Raw genomic sequence first — 17,487 nt, forward strand, 5'->3', positions numbered from 1 at the left:
ACCTATGTCGATGTCTTCGTCTGCACCCGGGGCCGGCGCGCCCGCCGGGCTCACGCCCGAAGCGCAGTACCGCCGTTTTCTGGCCGAAGGGCGTTTTTGCCTGCAGCGCTGCACGGTCAGCGGGCAGTTTCTTTTTTATCCGCGCCGCGTCTCGCCCTGGAGCGGGCGCGAGACGCTCGCCTGGGAGCCGGTCAGCGGCCGTGGGGTGGTGTATTCCAGCACCGTGGTGCGGCGCCGGCCCGAATCGGGCGGCGACTACAACGTCGCCCTGATCGCGCTCGAGGAAGGGCCGCGCATGATGAGCCGGGTCGAGGGGCTGGCGCCGGATGCGGTGCGCATCGGCATGCCGGTGCGTGCCCGCATCGCCATGGTTGGCGAGCGTCTCAATGTGGTGTTCGATGTGCAGGAGGCAGTATGACGGCAGCATTGCGCGGGCGAGCCGCGATCGTGGGCGTGGGCACGTCCGACCGCTGGGCCGAGCCCGGCATGACCTCGCTGGATCAGCTGGCCTGCAGCGTATCGGCGGCCTGCGCCGACGCCGGCATCGCGGTCAGCGATATCGATGGTCTGTTCGCCGCCACCCTGTCGGAGTTCATGCCGGCGCTATCGGTGGCCGAGTACCTGGGGCTGCAGCCCCGCTATCTGGATGGCACCAATATCGGCGGTTCATCGTTCGTGGGGCATCTGCTGCCGGCCCTGATGGCGCTGGAGGCGGGGGTCTGCACGGTGGCCTGCGTGTGCTACGGCTCGGATCAGCAGTCGCAAGGCGGCAAGCTCAAGTCGCTGTCGGAGCGCATGACCTGGGAGGCCGACTTCCAGCCGCGCAATCCGATCTCCGGCTATGCGCTGGCGACGGCGCGGCACATGCATGAATACGGCACCACGCGCGAGCAGCTGGCGCAGGTGGCGGTGGCCGCGCGCGCCTGGGCGCAGCTCAATCCGCAGGCCCACGTGCGCACGCCGCTCTCGGTCGAGGATGTCCTGCAGGCGCGCATGGTGTCGGATCCCCTCACCCTGCGCGATTGCTGCCTGGTCACGGACGGCGGTGGCGCGCTCATCCTGATGCGGGCCGACCGGGCCCGCGCGGTCTGCGAGCAGCCCGTTGCCGTGCTGGGCGTGGGCATGGCCACCACGCATCGCCAGATCTCCAGCATGCCGGACCTGACCACCACGGCAGCGCGCGATTCCGGCCGGCGCGCCTTCGAGATGGCTGGCCTGACGCCGGCCGACGTGGACGTGCTGCAGCTCTACGATGCCTTCACCATCAATCCCATTCTGTTCCTGGAGGATCTCGGCTTTTGCGCCAAGGGGGAAGGGGGGGCCTTCGTGGCAGACGGGCGGATCGCGCCGGGCGGCGCCTTGCCGGTCAATACCAACGGGGGCGGGCTGTCCTGCTGCCATCCTGGCATGTACGGCATCTTCGCGCTGGCCGAAGGGGTGCGCCAGCTGCGCGGGCAGACCGGCGCGCGCCAGGTCGCGGATGCCAGGGTGGCTTTGGTGCATGGCAATGGCGGGCAGCTGTCCAGCCAGGTGACGGCGCTGCTGGGCCGCGCCGATACGCTGTAGGAGACGACGCATGGATTCAACACAAACCGGGCCGGACCTGCAGGCCCTGGATGCGGCCGCCTATCTCGAACGGGCGCAGGCGCAGGCCGCAAGTGCGGCCCAATGGCCGGACAGCGAGCGCCCCTGGCGGCGCGCCGCGGTGCTGGGGGCCGGCACCATGGGCCGGGGCATCGCCATGTGCCTGGCCAATGGCGGCCTGGATGTGTCGCTGGTGGAGAGCCTGCCGGCCGCGCGCGGGCAGGCAGCCGACAGCCTGGATCAGGCCTATGCCGCCTTGCTGCGTCGGGGGCGCATGACGGGGGATCAGGCCGGGGCGGCGCGTGCCCGCATCGCGCTTGCCGATAGCCTGCCCGAGGCCGCAGGCTGCGATCTGGTGATCGAGGCCGTCTTCGAGGATCTGCCGCTCAAGCAGCAATTGCTGCGTGACCTGGAGCCGCAGCTGGCTCCGGGCTGCCTGGTGGCGACCAACACCTCTTTTCTGGACATCGACCAGATCGCGCAGGCGCTGGCGCGCCCGGGTCGCCTGGTCGGGTTGCACTTCTTCAGTCCGGCGCACCTGATGCCGCTGGTCGAGGTGGTCAAGGCGCGGGCGTCCACACCCGAGTCCATGGGGCAGGCGATGGCGCTCATCCGTTCGCTGGGCAAGCAGCCGGTGGCCATGCTGGCCTGCCCGGGCTTTGTCGGCAATCGCATGCTGTCGCCGCGCACCCAGCAGGCCGAGCGGCTGCTGCTGGCAGGCGCCTTGCCGCAGGATGTCGATGCCGTGCTGACCGCTTTCGGCTTTCCCATGGGCGCTTTCGCCATGACCGACATGGCGGGGGTGGACGTGAACTGGCGCACCCGCAAGGCGCGCGGCATGCCGCTGGCGATTGCCGATGCGATCTACGAGGCGGGTCGCCATGGCCAGAAAACCGGCAAAGGCTATTACCGCTACGAGGCAGGCAGCCGCCAGCCCCTGCCCGATCCGCAGGTGCAGGCCATCATCGAGGCCGCCTCGGCCGCCGCCGGCGTGTCGCGCCGGACGATCTCGCCTCAGGAAATGCACGAACAGTTGATCTATCCGATGATCAATGAAGGCATGCGTATCCTGGAGGAGGGCATCGTGGCGCGCGCCAGCGACATCGACGTGGTCTGGCGGCATGGCTATGGCTGGCCGGCCGCCAGTGTGGGGCCCATGCGCTACGCCGACCAGACCGGCCTGGCGCGCATCAGCGAGCGGCTGGCGCACATGGCGCAGGCCTCGGGCGATGCCTCGCTGGCGCCCGCGCCGCTGTTGCAGCAACTGGTCCGCGAGGGTGCCAGCGTGCTGCGTCGCTACGGCTGAGCACGCCAGTGGCACCTTGAGATCGCGCCGGCCTGGCTCTGTCTGGCAGCCGGGGCCGGCGCGACAATAGGCCATTCTTCGCTGTGGATGGCCGCCATGTATCTTCCTTCTCATTTCCAGGTCACCGACACGGCCGAATTGCATGCCTTGATGCGCGCCCACCCGCTGGGCGTGCTGGTCACGCAGGCCGGGGGCGCGCTGGACGCCAATCATCTGCCTTTCGAACTGGAGAGCACCGCCACGCTCGGGGTGCTGCATGGTCACGTGGCGCGCGCCAACCCGGTCTGGCAGGAGCTGGCCGATGGCGACGAGGTGTTGGTGGTGTTTCGCGCCGAGGCGGGCTATATCTCGCCGGGCTGGTTCCCGAGCAAGCACGAGACGCACGAGCAGGTGCCGAGCTGGAACTACCGCGTCGTGCACGCGCGCGGGCGGGTGCGCATCCATGACGACGAACGCTATGTGCGCGGCCTGGTGGCCCGTCTGACGCGCCGTCATGAGGCCGGCAAGGCGCTGCCCTGGAAAATGACCGATAGCGCGCCGGCGTATATCGACCGCATGCTGAGCGCCATCGTGGGCCTGAGCATCGAGATCACGGCGCTTGAAGGCAAGTTCAAGCTCAGCCAGAACAAGGCGCGGCGCGACATCGAGGCGGCGGCGACGGCCCTGGCCGGCGAGGGCGACAACCCTGCGCTGGGGGCGGCCATGCTTGCCGCCCTGTCGCGCTAAGCGGGCTTTATCAGGCCGTCGATATGCACATGGGGGTGGCCCAGCTCGCCGCCCACCACCAGCGTGCCGCGCATCTGCGCGGCATGCGCCGGGAAGGCGCAGAAGCAGGTGTAGGGCTGGCCGGCGGTCAATGCGGCCAGGGGGAAGGTCACGGTGGCGGTTTCCTGCCCGCCCAGCATGGGCGTCTTGGCCAGCAAGCGGGTGTCGCCGGGCTTGAGCCCGTCGTGCCCGGCGCCGGCCTGGATCCCCAGGCACTGTGCGCGCCCTGTGTCAGCGGCGCGGCGCCTGAGAGCGGCAATCTGGGTCTGGGCCTGTCGCTGGTGCAGCGCATCTGTCAGCAGCAGGGCTGGAGCCTTTCCTTCGAACGCGCGCCCGGCTGGCGGCTCCAGGTCGCGATGGACGCAAAAGTGGCTATATCAGATAGTCCATAGTGGCTATCGGCTTTAGCGCCACCCGAACCTATCATCGTTGTCCATCGCAGGCCCACGAGCCGAGGAGACAACATGCCAGCACTGACCCCTGTTCCGAAGGCGCGCACCCTTGCCGCCGCGGGCGCCGGATTTCCCGTCCGGATGACACCGACCGCATTCCGGGCGCGTCACGCATGAGCCCGACGGATTCCACCAGCACGGGACAGGCCTTGTTTGCGGCCGGGCCGCCCAGGCTCACCCCGCAGGATGCCGCCGGACTCGCGGCGCAGCATTACGGACTGCAGGCCCGCGCCGATGTGCTGAGCAGCGAGCGCGACCAGAATTTCCGCCTGACGCTGGACGACGGCCGCCGCTTCGTCCTGAAGGTCACCCATCCGGCCGAAGATCCGGCAGTGACCGATTTCCATACTCAGGCGCAGCTGTGGCTGATGCGCGCCGGCGGCGCCGTGCCGATTCCCCGCTTGCTGGCCGGCCGCCATGGCGATTATGTCCACTGGCACGAAGACGATGCCGGCATGCGGCGCGCCATCCGCCTGATCACCTTTGTGGCGGGGCGCCCCTTGCACAGCGTGCCGCGCAGCGCGGCGCAGCGACGCCATCTGGGTCTGGCTCTGGCGCGCTTTGACCAGGCGCTGGCGGGCTTTTCCCATCCCATGGCCGATCATGAACTGCTATGGGATCTGCAGCATGCAGACCGCCTGGCCGACCTGCTGCCGCAGGTCGACGACCCCGGCCGGCGGCGCCTGGCCGAGCGCCATCTTCAACATTTCGCCGACGCGGTGCGTCCGCGGCTGGCCGGCTTGCGGCGCCAGGTCATCCACAACGACCTGAACGCCTACAACGTCATGGTCGATGACGTCGATCCTGCGCAGATCAGCGCGTTGCTGGACTTCGGCGACATGGTGCGCGCGCCGCTGGTGCAGGATATTGCGGTGGCCTGCGCCTATCAGCTCGATGACGCCGCCGACCCGCTGTCGAACGCCGCGCGCGATTGCCTGGCCAGCTACCACCGCGAACTGCCGCTGACCGAGAGCGAATTGCTGCTCCTGCCGGACCTGATCGTCGCGCGCCTGTTGATCACGGTGCTCATCACCGGCTGGCGGGCGCGTCAGCATCCGGAAAACCGTCAATACATCCTGCGCAACAATGGCCTGGCCTGGAACGGCCTGGAGCGCCTGGATGCCCTGTCCCGAACGCAGGCGCAAGCCATCGTGCTCGATGCCTGCCAGCCCTTTACGGAGAACTCCCCATGAGCCGCGACAAAGCCATGCTCAACGCCTTCGACCCCTCGGCCGCGGGGACGCTGCCACCGGCCGAGCGCGAACTGATCGCCCGTCGCCAGCGTGTGCTGGGCCCGGCCTACCGCCTGTTCTACGACCAGCCCCTGCACATCGTGCGCGGCGAGGGCGTCTGGCTGTATGCGGCCGACGGCCGGCGCTACCTGGATGCCTATAACAACGTGGCCTCGGTCGGGCACAGTCATCCGCGCGTGGTCCAGGCCATTGCCAGTCAGGCGGCCCTGCTCAACACCCATACCCGCTATCTGCACGATGGCGTGCTGGACTACGCCGAGCGCCTGCTGGCGACCTTTCCCGACCCGTTGTCGCAGGTCATCTTCACCTGCACCGGCAGCGAGGCCAATGATCTGGCGTTGCGCGTGGCGCGGGCCTACACGGGCGGTACCGGGGTGATCGTGACTCAGCTGGCCTACCACGGCGTCACGGCGTCGGTATCGGCCGTGTCCCCGTCATTGGGACAGGCCGTGCCGCTGGGGCTGGACACGCGCACGGTGGCCGCGCCGGACAGCTATCGCCTGGACCCGGGCACTTTGGGCCAGTGGTTCGCGGATCAGGTGCAGGCTGCCATCGCCGACATGCAGCGCCATGGCATCAAGCCGGCGGCGCTGCTGGTCGATACGGTGTTTTCCAGCGATGGCGTCTACACCGACCCGGCCGGCTTTCTGGCGCCGGCGGTGGCGGCCATCCGTGAGGCCGGGGGGCTGTTCATCGCCGATGAGGTGCAGGCCGGTTTTGCGCGCACGGGCAGCTGCATGTGGGGGTTCCAGCGTCACGGGCTGGAGCCCGACCTCGTCACCATGGGCAAGCCCATGGGCAACGGCCATCCCATCGCCGCCATGGTGGCGCGCCCCGAAATCCTGGCGCGCTTTGGCAGCGAGGCGCGTTACTTCAATACCTTCGGGGGCAATCCGGTTTCCTGCGCGGCGGCCATGGCGACCTTGTCGGTCATCGAAGACGAGGGGCTGCAGGACAACGCCGCGCGCAGCGGCCGTTATCTGCGCGATGGCTTCCGTGAGCTGGCCGCCCGCCATGCCTTGATCGGCGATGTGCGTGGCGATGGCCTGTTCATCGGGGTGGAGTTCGTCACCGACCGTGACGCCCGGACGCCGGCCAAGAGCCAGACCCACCGCTTCGTGAACCTGATGCGCGACAAGGGCGTCTTGCTGAGCGCTACCGGATTGCACGGCAATGTGCTCAAGCTGCGTCCGCAACTGCCCTTCGGGCAGGAGCATGCCGACCTGCTGCTGTCGGCCGCCGATCAGGTGCTCGCGCAGTTGGGCGGCTGACCCTCCGGCCGGCGTCAGCGCCGCGCGCGGCGTGCCGCGACGCCGCGCGTCTGGACGGCCTGCTCCAGGGCGCGGGCCAGACCGCGCACGCCGTCTTCGATCTGCCCGGCAGGCACGCCGCCATAGCCCAGCACCAGGGCGTGCGGACGCGGGCCGGCGTGGTCGGGCAGATAGCGCGGCTGGCCGAGCACCAACCCTTCGGCGGCCGCGGCCGCGGCGAGCGCGCCGGGGTCGATGCCCGACGCCAGTCCGGCGTAGACATGCAGGCCGGCCCTGGCCTGTGACAGCTGCAGCGCCTGGCCGGTGTGGCGCGCCAGCGCCTCGCGCAGCAAGGCCTGGCGCGCGCCATATTCGATGCGCATGCGCTTGATGTGGTGCGAGAAATGGCCTTCGGCCATGAAGTCCGCCAGCGCGGCCTGCAGATGCAGGTGTCCGGGGCGGTAGATGCTGGCGCTGGCGTGCGAGAACGCCTGGGCGACATGGGGCGGCACCACGATATAGCTCATGCGCAGCCCGGCGAACATGTTCTTGCTGAAGGTGCCCATGTAGATCACCCGGCCGTCGCCGTCCAGGCCCTGCAGCGAGGGGATGGGCGCGCCGTCATAGCGGAACTCGCTGTCGTAGTCGTCCTCCAGGATCCACAGTCCGCGAGCCCGCGCCTGCTGCAGCAGTTCGAGGCGGCGGGTCAGCGGCATGATCACGCCGGTCGGGTATTGGTGCGAAGGGCTGGTGATCAGCAGGCGCGTGCGGCGCGGCGCCTTGGTCGCGCCCAGGCTCAGGCCCTGCTCGTCCACCCGGGCCGCATGGCTGCGCACCCCCACGGCGCCCAGCACCGGCGGGAAGGCCCAGTGGCAGGGGCTTTCGACCAGCGCACCGTCGCCGGGCTGAGCCAGCATGCGTGCGCACAGATCGACCGACTGATGGGTGCCGGCAGTGATGATGACCTGTTCTGCCTCGCAGACCACCGAGCGCGACAGGCGCAGGTAGTGGGCCACGGCCTGGCGCAGCGGCAGAAACCCGGCGCCTTCGCTGGCGTAGCCGGATAGCGCCAGATTGGATTTGCCGAGGTGGCGCGCCACCAGTCGGCGCCAGAGATGAAACGGGAACAGGCTGGCGTCGGCAATGCCCGGCACGAAGGCGCCGCTGTACTGCGCCAGGCCGCTGGCGCTGGTGCTCAGGCTGTTGCCGCGCGCCGACAGCCCGGGGGGCTGCGGCCCGGCGCGCACGCCCCGGGTGGCTTGCAGCGGCCGCGCGGCAGTGTGTTCGACGAAGGTGCCGCTGCCGGCGCGTGTGCTCAGGTAGCTCTCTGCGATCAGGCGTTCGTAGGCCAGGGTCACGGTGATGCGCGACACCCCCAGCTCAGCGGCCAGCGCGCGCGACGAGGGCAGGCGCTGGCCGGCGACCAGAGTATGGTCCAGCACGCCACGGCGCACGATCTCGTAGATCTGGCGTTGCAATGGCAGCTCGGCCTCGCGCGACAGCGCGCCGGCAAGCAGATCGGAAAGCAGTACCTCTTTCATGGCACAGAACCGGCGTCGGCCCGTTTCAGACGGTGTAGTTCAGCGCCAGCCGGCCGCCGTCGACATAGAGGGTTTCTCCGGTGATGTAGCTGGCCGCGTCGCTCAGCAGATAGGCCACCGCGTCGGCCACCTCGGCGGGTTCGCCCAGGCGGCGCATGGGCGTGCGGCTCATGAGGCGCGCGCGGGCCGCCTCATCGGCCATCACGGCGCGTTGCGCCAGTTCGGTGCCGATGGTGCCGGGCCCGACGGCATTGACGCGGATGCCGTGATCGATGAGGGCCAGCGCCATCGCGCGGGTCAGTTGCGCAATGCCGCCCTTGCTGACGTTGTAGGTGGCGATCGACGGGATCGCCAGCACCGCGTTGACCGAACTCATGTGCACGATGGCGCCGCTGCCCTGTGCCGCCATCACGCGCGCCACCGCCTGGCCCACCAGGAAGGCGCCCTTGAGGTTGACGTTCATGACCAGGTCCCAATCGGCCTCGCTGATGTCGAGAAAGTCTCCGGTGCGCACCACGCCGGCGTTGTTGACCAGTTGATCGACCCGTCCGAAGTGCGCCAGCGTGGCCTGCAGCGCCGCTTGCACGGCGTCCTGGCGGCTGACGTCGCACGCCACGAACTGGCCCTGCTGGCCGAGCGCATCTGCCAGGGCCTGCCCCTGTGCGGCGTCCACATCCCAGATGCTGACGTTGGCGCCGGCCTGCGCCAGACGTTCGACGCAGGCGCGGCCGATGCCTTGCGCGCCGCCGGTCACAATCGCGACCTTGCCGTGGAAATCAAACTGGGTGTTGCTCATGACGGTCTCCGTTAAGGCGCCTGCCCGGCCGGCCGGAAGGCGGCGGCGTCGTGCGCGGGGGGATCACCATTATCGCCACAGACGCCGAGGCTGGTCAGCGGTGCACCGCCAGCAGCAGATGGCTCTCGGAGTTGGCCACGCCGGCGATGCTGCGCAATTCGCGCAAGACTCGGTCGAAAGCATTGAGATCGGCCGCGTTCAGGTGCACCACCAGATCCCAGCGGCCGTTGGTGGAGTGCACCTGGGCGGCTTCGGGCAGGCGTCGCAGGGCGGCGATGACCTGATCGGTCGCTGCGCCATGCACCTCGATCAGCGTGATGGCCTGGACGCCGGCCTTGTCTTCATGTTCGGCCAGCCGCAGGGTGTAGCCGGCCACCACACCCTCGCGCTCCAGGCGCTGCATGCGGTTCTGCACCGTGCCGCGCGACACGCCCAGCTGTTTGGCCAGCGTGGCGATGGGCAGACGGGCGTCGCGGCGCAGCAAGGCGATCAACTGGCGGTCCAGCGGGTCGAGCAGCATACGGTTCCAGGGCGTTTCAGGGAAAAGCCGATGATAGTGCAGCCCTGTCAGATCGTCATATTCAGGTGCAATCTGATCGGTAATCTGGCTATACGCAGCATTCTTCTCTCTTTCCGCTGGCAGCGAATCTCTCTACCATGCCTGGTGTCCAGGCGGTTCGGCTTGCCTGCCCGGGCCGTCTGCGCACGGCCGGTTCTTAGCCCAGGAGTTGTCATGTCTCATACCGATGTCAGCCTGATCGGCGCGCCCACCGACGTGGGCGCCAGCGCGCGCGGCGCCTCCATGGGGCCGGAGGCCCTGCGCGTGGCCGGCCTGGTCGAACGCCTGCGGGGTTGTGGCCGGCAGGTCCATGATCGGGGCAACCTTTCCGGTCCGCCCAATCCCTGGCTGCCGCCTCGGCAGGGCTATCGGCATCTGGACGAAGTCGTGGCCTGGAATGCCTTGATCTACCAGGCTGTGTCCGCCGAGCTGCAGGCCGGGTGCCTGCCGGTGCTGCTGGGGGGCGATCACTGTCTGGCCGTCGGTTCGATCAGCGCGGTGGCGCGCCACTGCCGCGACAACGGGCGGCCGCTGCGCGTGCTGTGGCTGGATGCCCATGCCGACTTCAATACCAATGCGCTGACGCCGACCGGCAACCTGCATGGCATGCCGGTGGCCTGCCTGTGCGGCGATGGGCCAGAGGCGCTTACCCGGATGGCGGGCTTTGTCCCGGCCTTGCTGCCCGATCAGGTGCGTCAGGTCGGCATCCGCAGTGTCGATGAAGGGGAGCGTCAGCGGGTCCATGAGGCGGGCCTGGAGGTCTACGACATGCGTTACATCGACGAGGCCGGCATGCGTGCCACCATGCAGGCGGCGCTGGCCGGGATGGCGCCCGATACGCACCTGCATGTGAGTTTCGACGTCGACTTTCTGGACCCCGACGTCGCGCCCGGTGTGGGGACCACGGTGCCGGGCGGGCCGGGCTACCGTGAAGCCCAGCTGTGCATGGAAATGATCGCCGATACCGGCCGCCTGGCGTCGCTGGACATCGTCGAGCTGAATCCGGCCCTGGACGTGCGCAACCGCAGCGCCATCGCGGCGGCCGAGCTGGTGGAAAGCCTGTTCGGCAAATCCACCCTCATCCGCCGTCCGGCTCAGGGATAGACGATGGAGTACTGCACGTAGGCATGCAGCTTGCCGGGCGTGATGGCGTTGCTGCTGGTGCGCACGTAGCGCGCCAGGTAGGTGAGGGTGGCGTCGGCCGTGCTCGCGCCCGCGGCCTTGCTGGCCTTGACCTCCTGCACCGCCTGCTCGGCCAGCGGCGCGCCGGCCTTGATGATCGTGCCATCCGGGTTGGTCAGCTGGATCTGCACCGATTGAAACGTATCCGAGGCGCCGACGCCGGTGCTGGGGATGGCGCTGGCCGCCGTGGTGGGCGGCGAGGTGGTGGTGTAGGCGATCAGGTTATGGGTGGCCGGATCCACCGTGCCGCCTGGTTCGAAGTACGCCTTGAGGTTCTTGTTGTCCAGGGTGGCGGGGCAGTCGGTCAGCTTGATCTGGAAAGCGGTCGCGCCGGCCACGTCATTGGTGTTCTTGAGCGCCGTGGTGGAGATTCTGGGCAGCGTCACCAGCAGGTTGGCGGGCGGCTCGGCGCCGTTGATCTTGCAGGTTTGCGAGGTGATCTCGCCGGTGATGGTGATGGTGCCGTCAGCGGCCAGCAGGGGCATGGGAGCCAGGCCCAGCGCCAGGCCCAGCAGGGCAAGGCGGCCGCGGCGTTCGGCTGCGGTCGTGACCGGGTGGTGCGGAAGTGGGTTTGTCATGATGAGCGAGCAGGAACGTGACGGATTATTTTGTCCGCTTGTACGCTCGGATCCGGCTGAATCGCTTCGTGGCGGGCGTGCTCCTGCGCCAATAGTGCATGAAGCTAGGACGCATCTGATTGTTCAGCGCGAGCCATGCAGGCGCCACTGCGGCAGATCGGGCATGCACGCCTTGTCCCGCTTCGGGGCGACGCCGGTGGCCGCACGCGCGGCAGGCTGGGGCAGCATGCGGGTGGCTTCCATGCGCCGCAGCAAGGCATGCAGGATGGCGGCCAGCTCCAGCCCATCGGTGTCGGCGGGCAGGCAGATGTCCGCGCCGCTTTGCAGCGCCCGGATGCGTGCGGCGCTGCTCGCATGACGCAACAAGGCCACGATGCCGATATCGGGCGCTATGGCGCGCATGCGCCACGACGCGAGCTGGATATCGGCGCCCGAGGCGCTCAGGACCAGCAGCTTGCTTGGCCGGGCGGCCTGGCAGGCATACAGGGTTTTGAGATCGTGGCAGCGCTGCACGGAAAACCCCAGCTGGTGCAGACATTCCAGGCGGGATGCATGCGGAGCGTCGCCTTTGGCGAGAAAGATGACATCCAGCGAGGGCGACATGTGTTTTTCCGGGGAGGCGTGGCAGGGGGAGTGTGGGCGAAATGACGGCGTTCGCAAATAAACTCCGGCAGACCTCTCGAATTCACATTCGTTTTTGATTTAAACACGTGCGTATTTATTTGTGAATAGAGGTTTCGTATATCGCCTCTCATTCCTTCCCCCGGCGGAGCGGAACGCGCATTCGATGCGGCTTGGCAAGGAAATTAATTATTTTCCCCGGTATAACGGAGATACATTATTTTCGGTATATGACGCGGTGCATTTCCTGGCCGCCAGCCGGCTCCGGAGACAATTCGGCTCCCCCGGATCGGTGTTGCAGTGAAAGGAAAGCGATTTCATGTCTGTCTTGCCAGTTAGTCTGGCCATGTCTGCTGTGGCCGCATCCGGCGCCGGCCACCCGTTGACCGCTGCGCCGGTGGCATGAGCACGTTTGCAGAACGCCTGCGGCAGGCGCGTTTGTTGCGCCGCTGGACCCAGAAAGATCTGGCCCAGGCCTGCGGGCTGTCGCAGGGCGCCATCGGCAACTACGAAAGCGGCTCGCGGGCCTGCCCCAGCGCCGATATCCTGATCCGTCTCACCTACGCGTTGCAGGTGTTGCCCGCCTGGCTGGGCGCGGGCGCGGGGCCTATGTTCAGCGATGGCAAGCAGGACTGGCCCTTCGACAGCGTCGCCTTTGCCGACTACATGAAACTCAGTCTGGCCGAGAAGCGCCAGCTCGAAGCCCTGCTGGCTGCCTATATCGCCAACCGCAGCCTTTAGATCGACGCGTCGCGCGGGTTACATTAACTACGTTGCCTGATCAAAGGAGCAAGTGCGATGCCTTTCATTTCCCCGGTTCGCGCGGCCGCCGGCCTGATGCTGGCGCTGGCCGTTGCCGGCTGCGCCACGCACGAGGGCCAGGCCCGCGCGCAAGGCGAGGCCGCCCGCAATGTGACCACCAGCGCCGATTCTCTCGCCCAGACGCATTGGGAACTGACGCGCTGGACGGACCCGCAAGGCCAGTTGCGCGATATTCCCCACGGGGACAATGGTGAGCCGATCTCCCTGATTTTCCTGGCCGAGGGCCGGGCGCATACCGTTGCCGGCTTTGCCGGCTGCAACCGCTATACCAGCGCCTATGTGCTGGAGAAGGGCATGCTCAAGATCGCGCCGCCGGCCACGACCCGCATGGCCTGCCCGGCGCCGCAACGCGCCGCGCTGGAGCGTGATTATCTGCAGGCCCTGACCGACGTGCAGGCCTTTTCCATCGATGCCAGCGGCGCACCGCGCCATCTGGTGTTTACGCTGAAGTCGGGCGCGGTGCTGGATTTCACCCGCCGCCAGGACCCGCCCACACCCGGCATGGCGCAGCCGCGCTGAGCCGGTCCGGGATCCGAGGAGTTTCCATGTTTTCCTTCTTTCGACATGCCGGGCCGCTGGCCCTCGTCCTTGCGCTGGGCGCCTGCGCCAGCTCGTCGCCGCCGCCGGCAGGCGGCCTGGCGGCTCGCCAGCAATCCGACATCCTGGCGCAGACGCGTTGGCAACTGAACGCCTGGACGGGCGCCAACGGCGCGCCACAGCCCCTGAATGCGACGGTTGCGGGGCAGCAGCCCCTGACGCTGGTCTTTACCCAGGAGCAGGGACGGGCCCAGCTCTCCGGTTTTTCCGGTTGCAACCACTACACGGCCCCTTATCGCGTAGTCAATGGCCAGCTGCTGGTGACGGCGCCGCCTGCGACCACCCGCAAGGCCTGCCCGCCGGGGCCCATGGCGCGTGAGCAGGCTTTCCTCAATGGCCTGACGGCGATCACCGCCAGCCGTCTGGACGATGACATGCACCCCAGCCGCCTGACGCTCACCCTGAGCAATGGCGAGGTGATGCAGTTCGGGCGCGCCCAGGATCCGCTGGTCGGCGGGCAGACGGGGCCCACCAAGCTGATCTATGTGCATTCCGCCCGCGTGATGTGTGAAGAGGGCGGGGTGCGGGGCATGTGCTACATGGTGCGCGAAACGCCGTCGCAGCCCTGGCAGGTGTGGCGGGGCGACATCGTCGGCTTCCAGTTTCAGCCCGGCATCGACTATCGCCTGAAGGTGGTCGAAGTGCGCGATCCGAACGCGCCGGCCGATGCGGCGCCGGTGCGCTGGGTCCTGGACAGCGTGGTCGAGCAGGCCGTGGCCCGCCCCTGAGTTTCGGTTAGCATTGCGCGTGCGGCGGCGCATCAGGGTGCCGCACGCTTCTTTTTTCCGCCTTATGTCTATCGTCAATATCGCCGCCTACAAGTTCGTCGGCCTGCCCGACGCCGATGACCTGCGCGAGCCGCTGCTGACGCGCGCCCAGGCGCTGGCGCTCAAGGGCACCATTCTGCTGGCGCCCGAGGGCATCAATCTGTTTCTGGCTGGCCCGGCCGAGGCCATCGCTGCCTTTCTCGCGCAGTTGCGCGAGGATGCGCGTTTTGCCGATCTCGAAGTGAAGTTCAGCCAATCCGAGACGGTGCCTTTCGGTCGCATGCGGGTGCGCCGCAAGCGCGAGATCATCCGCATGGATCATCCCACTATCCGGCCGGAGGCCGGGCGTGCGCCGAGTGTGGCGGCCACCACCCTCGCGCGCTGGCTGGCCCAGGGCCATGACGATGCCGGCCGGGAAGTGGTCATGCTGGACACGCGCAATGCCTTCGAGGTCGATGTCGGCACCTTCCGCAATGCCATCGATTGGCGCATCGAGCGCTTTACCCAGTTTCCCGAGGCGGTGCAGGCTCATCGCGCCGAGCTCGAGGGCAAGACGGTGGTCAGCTTCTGCACCGGCGGCATCCGCTGCGAGAAGGCGGCCATCTACATGGAAGACATCGGCATCGAGCATGTCTACCAGCTGGAAGGCGGCATTCTCAAATACTTCGAGGAAACCGGCGGGCCCGGCTACGACGGCGCGTGCTTCGTGTTCGACGAGCGGGTGGCGCTGGACCCGCAGCTCAAGCCCGTGGCCGCCTGAAAGACGGTGCGCCGCCCATGAAAAACGCGCCCGAGGGCGCGTTTTTCATGGGGCTCAGCGAATTCGCATGCCGGGCTGCGCGCCGGGCCAGGGCTCCAGCACGTAGATGCCGGCATCGGTCTTCTCGTCGGCGTGGCTGGCGGCCAGCACCATTCCTTCGGAGATGCCGAACTTCATCTTGCGCGGCGCCAGGTTGGCCACCAGCACCGTCAGCTTGCCGATCAGATCGGCCGGCTGGTAGGCCGACTTGATGCCGGAGAAGACGTTGCGGTGACGGCCTTCGCCCACGTCCAGCGTCAGGCGCAGCAGCTTGGTCGAGCCTTCGACCGCTTCGCAATTGACGATCTTGGCGATGCGCAGGTCGACCTTGGCGAAGTCGTCGATGGTGATGGTCTCGGCCAGCGCCTCGCCACCCGGGGCGGGGGCAGGTTCGGCTTCGGGGGCCGGCGCCTCGAAGAGCGCGTCGAGCTGTTTGGGGTCGACGCGCTGCATCAGGTGCTTGAAGGGGGCCACGCGGGTCGGCAGTTCGGCCGCATCGCTCCACAGGAAGTCGCGTTGCAGGCCGAAAAGTTCATGGGCCACGCGGGTTGCCAGGGCCGGCAGCACCGGCGCCAGCATGACGGTCAGCGCCTTGAAGCCGGCCAGCGCGCGCGAGCAGATGTCCTGCAGCTGGGCGCGGCGCGCCTCGTCGGCTTCGGCGAAACCCTTGGCCAGAACCCAGGGCTGGGCCGCATCGAAAGCCTGGTTGATGCTGTCGGCATACCCCATGATCTCGCGGATGGCGCGGTTGTATTCGCGCGTCTCCAGGGCCTGGCGCACCGATTCGGCCTGCTGCGTGAACGCCTGTTCCAGCGCGCGGGTGTCGCCCAGGTAGCCGAGCTGGCCGTCGAAGTGGCGGGTGATGAAGTTGGCTGCGCGGCTGGCGATGTTGACGTACTTGCCGATCAGATCGCTGTTGATGCGGGCGATGAAGTCTTCGGGGTTGAAGTCCATGTCCTCGACCCGGGCGTTCAGCTTGGCCGCCATGTAATAGCGCATCCATTCCGCATCCAGGCCGACTTCCAGGTAGCGCAGCGGCGAAATGCCGGTGCCGCGGCTTTTGGACATCTTTTCGCCGCTGACGGTGATGAAGCCGTGGACATTGATCGCATCCGGCGTCTTGCGGCCGGCGAATTTCAGCATGGCCGGCCAGAACAGGGCGTGGAAGTAAATGATGTCCTTGCCGATGAAGTGAACCTGTTCGGTCGGGCCGGCCGGATCCAGCAGGGCGTCGAAGTCCATGCCGGTCTTGGCGCAGTAGGACTTGAGCGAGGCCAGGTAGCCGACCGGCGCATCCAGCCACACATAGAAGTACTTGCCCGGGGCATCCGGGATCTCAATGCCGAAGTAGGGGGCATCGCGCGAAATATCCCAGTCGCCCAACTTGGCCTGGCCGTCTTCGCCGCCCAGCCATTCACGCGTCTTGGCCTGCACTTCGGGCTGCAGGTGCTTGACGCCCTGGCGGTTGCTGCCGGTGGTCCACTGCTGCAGGAATTCGACGCAGCGCGGGTCGGAGAGTTTGAAGAAGAAGTGGTCCGAGCTTTTGAGCACCGGTGTGGCGCCGCTCAGGGCCGAGTAGGGTTGGATCAGTTCTGTGGGGGCATAGACGGCGCTGCAGACCTCGCAGGAGTCGCCGTACTGGTCCTTGGCGTGACAGCGCGGGCATTCGCCCTTGATATAGCGGTCGGCCAGGAACATGCCCTTGACCGGATCGTAGAACTGTTCGATCGAGCGGGTTTCGATCAGGCCGGCCGCCTTGAGCGCATGGTAGATCTCATGAGACAGGGCGATGTTTTCGGCCGAATCGGTGGTGTGCCAGTGGTCGAAACGGACGTGAAAGCCGTTCAGATAGTGCGGACGCTCGGCGGCGTAGCGCGCCACCAGTTCCTGGGGCGTGATGCCTTCCTTTTCGGCCTTGAGCATGATGGGCGCGCCGTGGACGTCGTCTGCGCCGACGAAATGCACCGTGTGGCCCGCCATTCGCATCGCCCGCACCCAGATATCGGCCTGGATGTACTCCATGATGTGGCCGATGTGAAAGGAGCCGTTGGCGTAGGGAAGCGCAGTGGTGACAAATAGCGTGCGTGACATGACGGATTTGACGGGTGAAAAGGAGGACAGGCGGCGCCTGCCGGGTGGGGGCGGGGCATTTCAGGGCCCTGCCAGCACTGATCGGGCCGGCGCACAGGCGCCGGCCCGATCAGGGTAACAGCATGCAGCCCGGCGCGGCGGCGTCGGGCAGGAGGGAGATCAGCGGATCTCGCGGGCTTCGACGTCGATCACGTCGCCGCGGCCGGCCTGCGGGAAGCTGGCGGCCGGGTCGGCGGCGCGAAACGGGCCCGGACGGGCGGCCTGGCGCTGGCTCCAGTAGGCGCGCACGCCGAAGGGCTTGCCGCGCACCTTGGCAACCACGTACAGGATGCCAAGTGCGATCGCGGTCGAGGCCATGAAGATCAGCGCCATGAACATGCCGATCAAGCCCAGCAGAATGATGGGAATGGCGCGAAGAAAGCGAATGAGAGCGTCGGTCATGGAGATAGGATGCAAAACAGGGCAAAAAGGTTCCGCCGGTTCCGCTATCCTTGGGGGTAACGGCGGGCGAAGCACTCGGGACG

At 67.6% G+C, this 17,487-nt stretch carries 19 protein-coding genes; 11 read left to right on the forward strand and 8 right to left on the reverse strand.

Features of this window, described 5'->3' with window-relative positions; genetic code table 11:
• Positions 1 to 4 precede the first annotated feature (4 nt).
• The 4 genes from A7V84_RS09315 (at position 5) to A7V84_RS09330 (ending at position 3,616) form a co-directional block, all read left to right on the forward strand.
• The gene (locus A7V84_RS09315; RefSeq protein WP_033535512.1) at positions 5 to 418 is read left to right on the forward strand and encodes a Zn-ribbon domain-containing OB-fold protein; all 414 of its coding nucleotides are present in this window, start codon (positions 5 to 7) and stop codon (positions 416 to 418) included.
• Positions 415 to 1,566, forward strand: a complete 1,152-nt coding sequence (locus A7V84_RS09320; RefSeq protein ID WP_063939990.1) for a thiolase — start codon at positions 415 to 417, stop codon at positions 1,564 to 1,566. Before A7V84_RS09315 ends, A7V84_RS09320 begins: the two co-directional genes overlap by 4 nt.
• A gap of 10 nt (positions 1,567 to 1,576) precedes the next feature.
• Positions 1,577 to 2,890: a 3-hydroxyacyl-CoA dehydrogenase gene (locus A7V84_RS09325; protein WP_063939991.1), complete on the forward strand. Its 1,314-nt coding sequence runs from the start codon at positions 1,577 to 1,579 to the stop codon at positions 2,888 to 2,890.
• Positions 2,891 to 2,986: 96 nt separating this feature from the next.
• The gene (locus A7V84_RS09330; RefSeq protein WP_033535510.1) at positions 2,987 to 3,616 is read left to right on the forward strand and encodes an FMN-binding negative transcriptional regulator; all 630 of its coding nucleotides are present in this window, start codon (positions 2,987 to 2,989) and stop codon (positions 3,614 to 3,616) included.
• On the opposite strand, the gene A7V84_RS21765 is transcribed toward A7V84_RS09330, so the two are convergent.
• The gene (locus A7V84_RS21765) at positions 3,613 to 4,005 is read right to left on the reverse strand and encodes a plastocyanin/azurin family copper-binding protein (protein WP_082832961.1); all 393 of its coding nucleotides are present in this window, start codon (positions 4,003 to 4,005) and stop codon (positions 3,613 to 3,615) included. The genes A7V84_RS09330 and A7V84_RS21765 overlap by 4 nt on opposite strands.
• Before the next feature lie 215 nt (positions 4,006 to 4,220).
• Between A7V84_RS21765 and A7V84_RS09345 the strand changes: the two genes are divergently transcribed.
• The gene (locus A7V84_RS09345; RefSeq protein WP_025513134.1) at positions 4,221 to 5,300 is read left to right on the forward strand and encodes a phosphotransferase; all 1,080 of its coding nucleotides are present in this window, start codon (positions 4,221 to 4,223) and stop codon (positions 5,298 to 5,300) included.
• Positions 5,297 to 6,631: an aspartate aminotransferase family protein gene (locus A7V84_RS09350; protein ID WP_025513133.1), complete on the forward strand. Its 1,335-nt coding sequence runs from the start codon at positions 5,297 to 5,299 to the stop codon at positions 6,629 to 6,631. The genes A7V84_RS09345 and A7V84_RS09350 overlap by 4 nt, the downstream gene beginning before the upstream one ends.
• A gap of 14 nt (positions 6,632 to 6,645) precedes the next feature.
• On the opposite strand, the gene pdxR is transcribed toward A7V84_RS09350, so the two are convergent.
• The 3 genes from pdxR to A7V84_RS09365 form a co-directional block, all read right to left on the reverse strand.
• Complete coding sequence (gene pdxR, locus A7V84_RS09355; RefSeq protein ID WP_025513132.1) at positions 6,646 to 8,151, reverse strand: MocR-like pyridoxine biosynthesis transcription factor PdxR; 1,506 nt, start codon at positions 8,149 to 8,151, stop codon at positions 6,646 to 6,648.
• Between the two features lie 25 nt (positions 8,152 to 8,176).
• A complete protein-coding gene (locus A7V84_RS09360; protein ID WP_025513131.1) occupies positions 8,177 to 8,947 on the reverse strand; it encodes an SDR family NAD(P)-dependent oxidoreductase in 771 nt (256 codons plus the stop codon).
• 94 nt (positions 8,948 to 9,041) lie between these two features.
• The gene (locus tag A7V84_RS09365) at positions 9,042 to 9,467 is read right to left on the reverse strand and encodes an Lrp/AsnC family transcriptional regulator (RefSeq protein WP_025513130.1); all 426 of its coding nucleotides are present in this window, start codon (positions 9,465 to 9,467) and stop codon (positions 9,042 to 9,044) included.
• A gap of 213 nt (positions 9,468 to 9,680) precedes the next feature.
• On the opposite strand from A7V84_RS09365, the gene rocF reads away from it, so the two are divergent.
• Entirely contained in the window at positions 9,681 to 10,610 is a 930-nt protein-coding gene (rocF, locus tag A7V84_RS09370) for an arginase (RefSeq protein WP_063491813.1), read from the forward strand.
• Here rocF and A7V84_RS09375 read toward each other — a convergent pair.
• Together A7V84_RS09375 and A7V84_RS09380 are read right to left on the reverse strand one after the other, a co-directional pair.
• Positions 10,601 to 11,266, reverse strand: coding sequence for a fimbrial protein (locus tag A7V84_RS09375; RefSeq protein WP_127070763.1), 666 nt, complete (start codon positions 11,264 to 11,266; stop codon positions 10,601 to 10,603). The genes rocF and A7V84_RS09375 overlap by 10 nt on opposite strands.
• A gap of 123 nt (positions 11,267 to 11,389) precedes the next feature.
• Positions 11,390 to 11,869: a response regulator transcription factor gene (locus A7V84_RS09380; RefSeq protein ID WP_052125855.1), complete on the reverse strand. Its 480-nt coding sequence runs from the start codon at positions 11,867 to 11,869 to the stop codon at positions 11,390 to 11,392.
• Positions 11,870 to 12,289: 420 nt separating this feature from the next.
• Between A7V84_RS09380 and A7V84_RS09385 the strand changes: the two genes are divergently transcribed.
• The 4 genes from A7V84_RS09385 to A7V84_RS09400 all read left to right on the forward strand — a co-directional run bounded on the left by A7V84_RS09385 (position 12,290) and on the right by A7V84_RS09400 (position 14,833).
• Positions 12,290 to 12,628: a helix-turn-helix domain-containing protein gene (locus A7V84_RS09385; protein ID WP_081694986.1), complete on the forward strand. Its 339-nt coding sequence runs from the start codon at positions 12,290 to 12,292 to the stop codon at positions 12,626 to 12,628.
• Between the two features lie 57 nt (positions 12,629 to 12,685).
• Positions 12,686 to 13,228: an META domain-containing protein gene (locus A7V84_RS09390; protein WP_025513125.1), complete on the forward strand. Its 543-nt coding sequence runs from the start codon at positions 12,686 to 12,688 to the stop codon at positions 13,226 to 13,228.
• A gap of 26 nt (positions 13,229 to 13,254) precedes the next feature.
• Entirely contained in the window at positions 13,255 to 14,034 is a 780-nt protein-coding gene (locus A7V84_RS09395) for an META and DUF4377 domain-containing protein (protein WP_025513124.1), read from the forward strand.
• A 64-nt stretch (positions 14,035 to 14,098) separates the two neighbouring features.
• Positions 14,099 to 14,833 (forward strand): sulfurtransferase, encoded by a 735-nt coding sequence (locus A7V84_RS09400; protein WP_063491814.1) that lies wholly within the window; start codon positions 14,099 to 14,101, stop codon positions 14,831 to 14,833.
• A gap of 54 nt (positions 14,834 to 14,887) precedes the next feature.
• On the opposite strand, the gene metG is transcribed toward A7V84_RS09400, so the two are convergent.
• Together metG and A7V84_RS09410 are read right to left on the reverse strand one after the other, a co-directional pair.
• Positions 14,888 to 16,963 carry a methionine--tRNA ligase gene (gene metG / locus A7V84_RS09405; protein ID WP_025513122.1) on the reverse strand — a complete coding sequence of 692 codons (2,076 nt, stop codon included), beginning with the start codon at positions 16,961 to 16,963 and terminating at the stop codon, positions 14,888 to 14,890.
• Between the two features lie 159 nt (positions 16,964 to 17,122).
• The gene (locus A7V84_RS09410) at positions 17,123 to 17,404 is read right to left on the reverse strand and encodes a hypothetical protein (protein WP_025513121.1); all 282 of its coding nucleotides are present in this window, start codon (positions 17,402 to 17,404) and stop codon (positions 17,123 to 17,125) included.
• Between the last annotated feature and the right edge of the window lie 83 nt (positions 17,405 to 17,487).

It is taken from the genome of Bordetella trematum, assembly GCF_900078335.1.
GTDB classification, from domain to species: Bacteria; Pseudomonadota; Gammaproteobacteria; order Burkholderiales; family Burkholderiaceae_B; genus Bordetella; species Bordetella trematum.

Excerpts from the sequence above, each read along its gene's own strand:
- A7V84_RS09315 (WP_033535512.1), top strand. The coding sequence starts at position 5 with ATGTCGATGTCTTCGTCTGCACCCGGGGCCGGCGCGCCCGCCGGGCTC.
- A7V84_RS09320 (WP_063939990.1), top strand. The coding sequence starts at position 415 with ATGACGGCAGCATTGCGCGGGCGAGCCGCGATCGTGGGCGTGGGCACG.
- A7V84_RS09325 (WP_063939991.1), top strand. The coding sequence starts at position 1,577 with ATGGATTCAACACAAACCGGGCCGGACCTGCAGGCCCTGGATGCGGCC.
- A7V84_RS09330 (WP_033535510.1), top strand. The coding sequence starts at position 2,987 with ATGTATCTTCCTTCTCATTTCCAGGTCACCGACACGGCCGAATTGCAT.
- A7V84_RS09345 (WP_025513134.1), top strand. The coding sequence starts at position 4,221 with ATGAGCCCGACGGATTCCACCAGCACGGGACAGGCCTTGTTTGCGGCC.
- A7V84_RS09350 (WP_025513133.1), top strand. The coding sequence starts at position 5,297 with ATGAGCCGCGACAAAGCCATGCTCAACGCCTTCGACCCCTCGGCCGCG.
- pdxR (WP_025513132.1), bottom strand. The coding sequence starts at position 8,151 with ATGAAAGAGGTACTGCTTTCCGATCTGCTTGCCGGCGCGCTGTCGCGC.
- A7V84_RS09360 (WP_025513131.1), bottom strand. The coding sequence starts at position 8,947 with ATGAGCAACACCCAGTTTGATTTCCACGGCAAGGTCGCGATTGTGACC.
- A7V84_RS09365 (WP_025513130.1), bottom strand. The coding sequence starts at position 9,467 with ATGCTGCTCGACCCGCTGGACCGCCAGTTGATCGCCTTGCTGCGCCGC.
- rocF (WP_063491813.1), top strand. The coding sequence starts at position 9,681 with ATGTCTCATACCGATGTCAGCCTGATCGGCGCGCCCACCGACGTGGGC.
- A7V84_RS09375 (WP_127070763.1), bottom strand. The coding sequence starts at position 11,266 with ATGACAAACCCACTTCCGCACCACCCGGTCACGACCGCAGCCGAACGC.
- A7V84_RS09380 (WP_052125855.1), bottom strand. The coding sequence starts at position 11,869 with ATGTCGCCCTCGCTGGATGTCATCTTTCTCGCCAAAGGCGACGCTCCG.
- A7V84_RS09385 (WP_081694986.1), top strand. The coding sequence starts at position 12,290 with ATGAGCACGTTTGCAGAACGCCTGCGGCAGGCGCGTTTGTTGCGCCGC.
- A7V84_RS09390 (WP_025513125.1), top strand. The coding sequence starts at position 12,686 with ATGCCTTTCATTTCCCCGGTTCGCGCGGCCGCCGGCCTGATGCTGGCG.
- A7V84_RS09395 (WP_025513124.1), top strand. The coding sequence starts at position 13,255 with ATGTTTTCCTTCTTTCGACATGCCGGGCCGCTGGCCCTCGTCCTTGCG.
- A7V84_RS09400 (WP_063491814.1), top strand. The coding sequence starts at position 14,099 with ATGTCTATCGTCAATATCGCCGCCTACAAGTTCGTCGGCCTGCCCGAC.
- metG (WP_025513122.1), bottom strand. The coding sequence starts at position 16,963 with ATGTCACGCACGCTATTTGTCACCACTGCGCTTCCCTACGCCAACGGC.
- A7V84_RS09410 (WP_025513121.1), bottom strand. The coding sequence starts at position 17,404 with ATGACCGACGCTCTCATTCGCTTTCTTCGCGCCATTCCCATCATTCTG.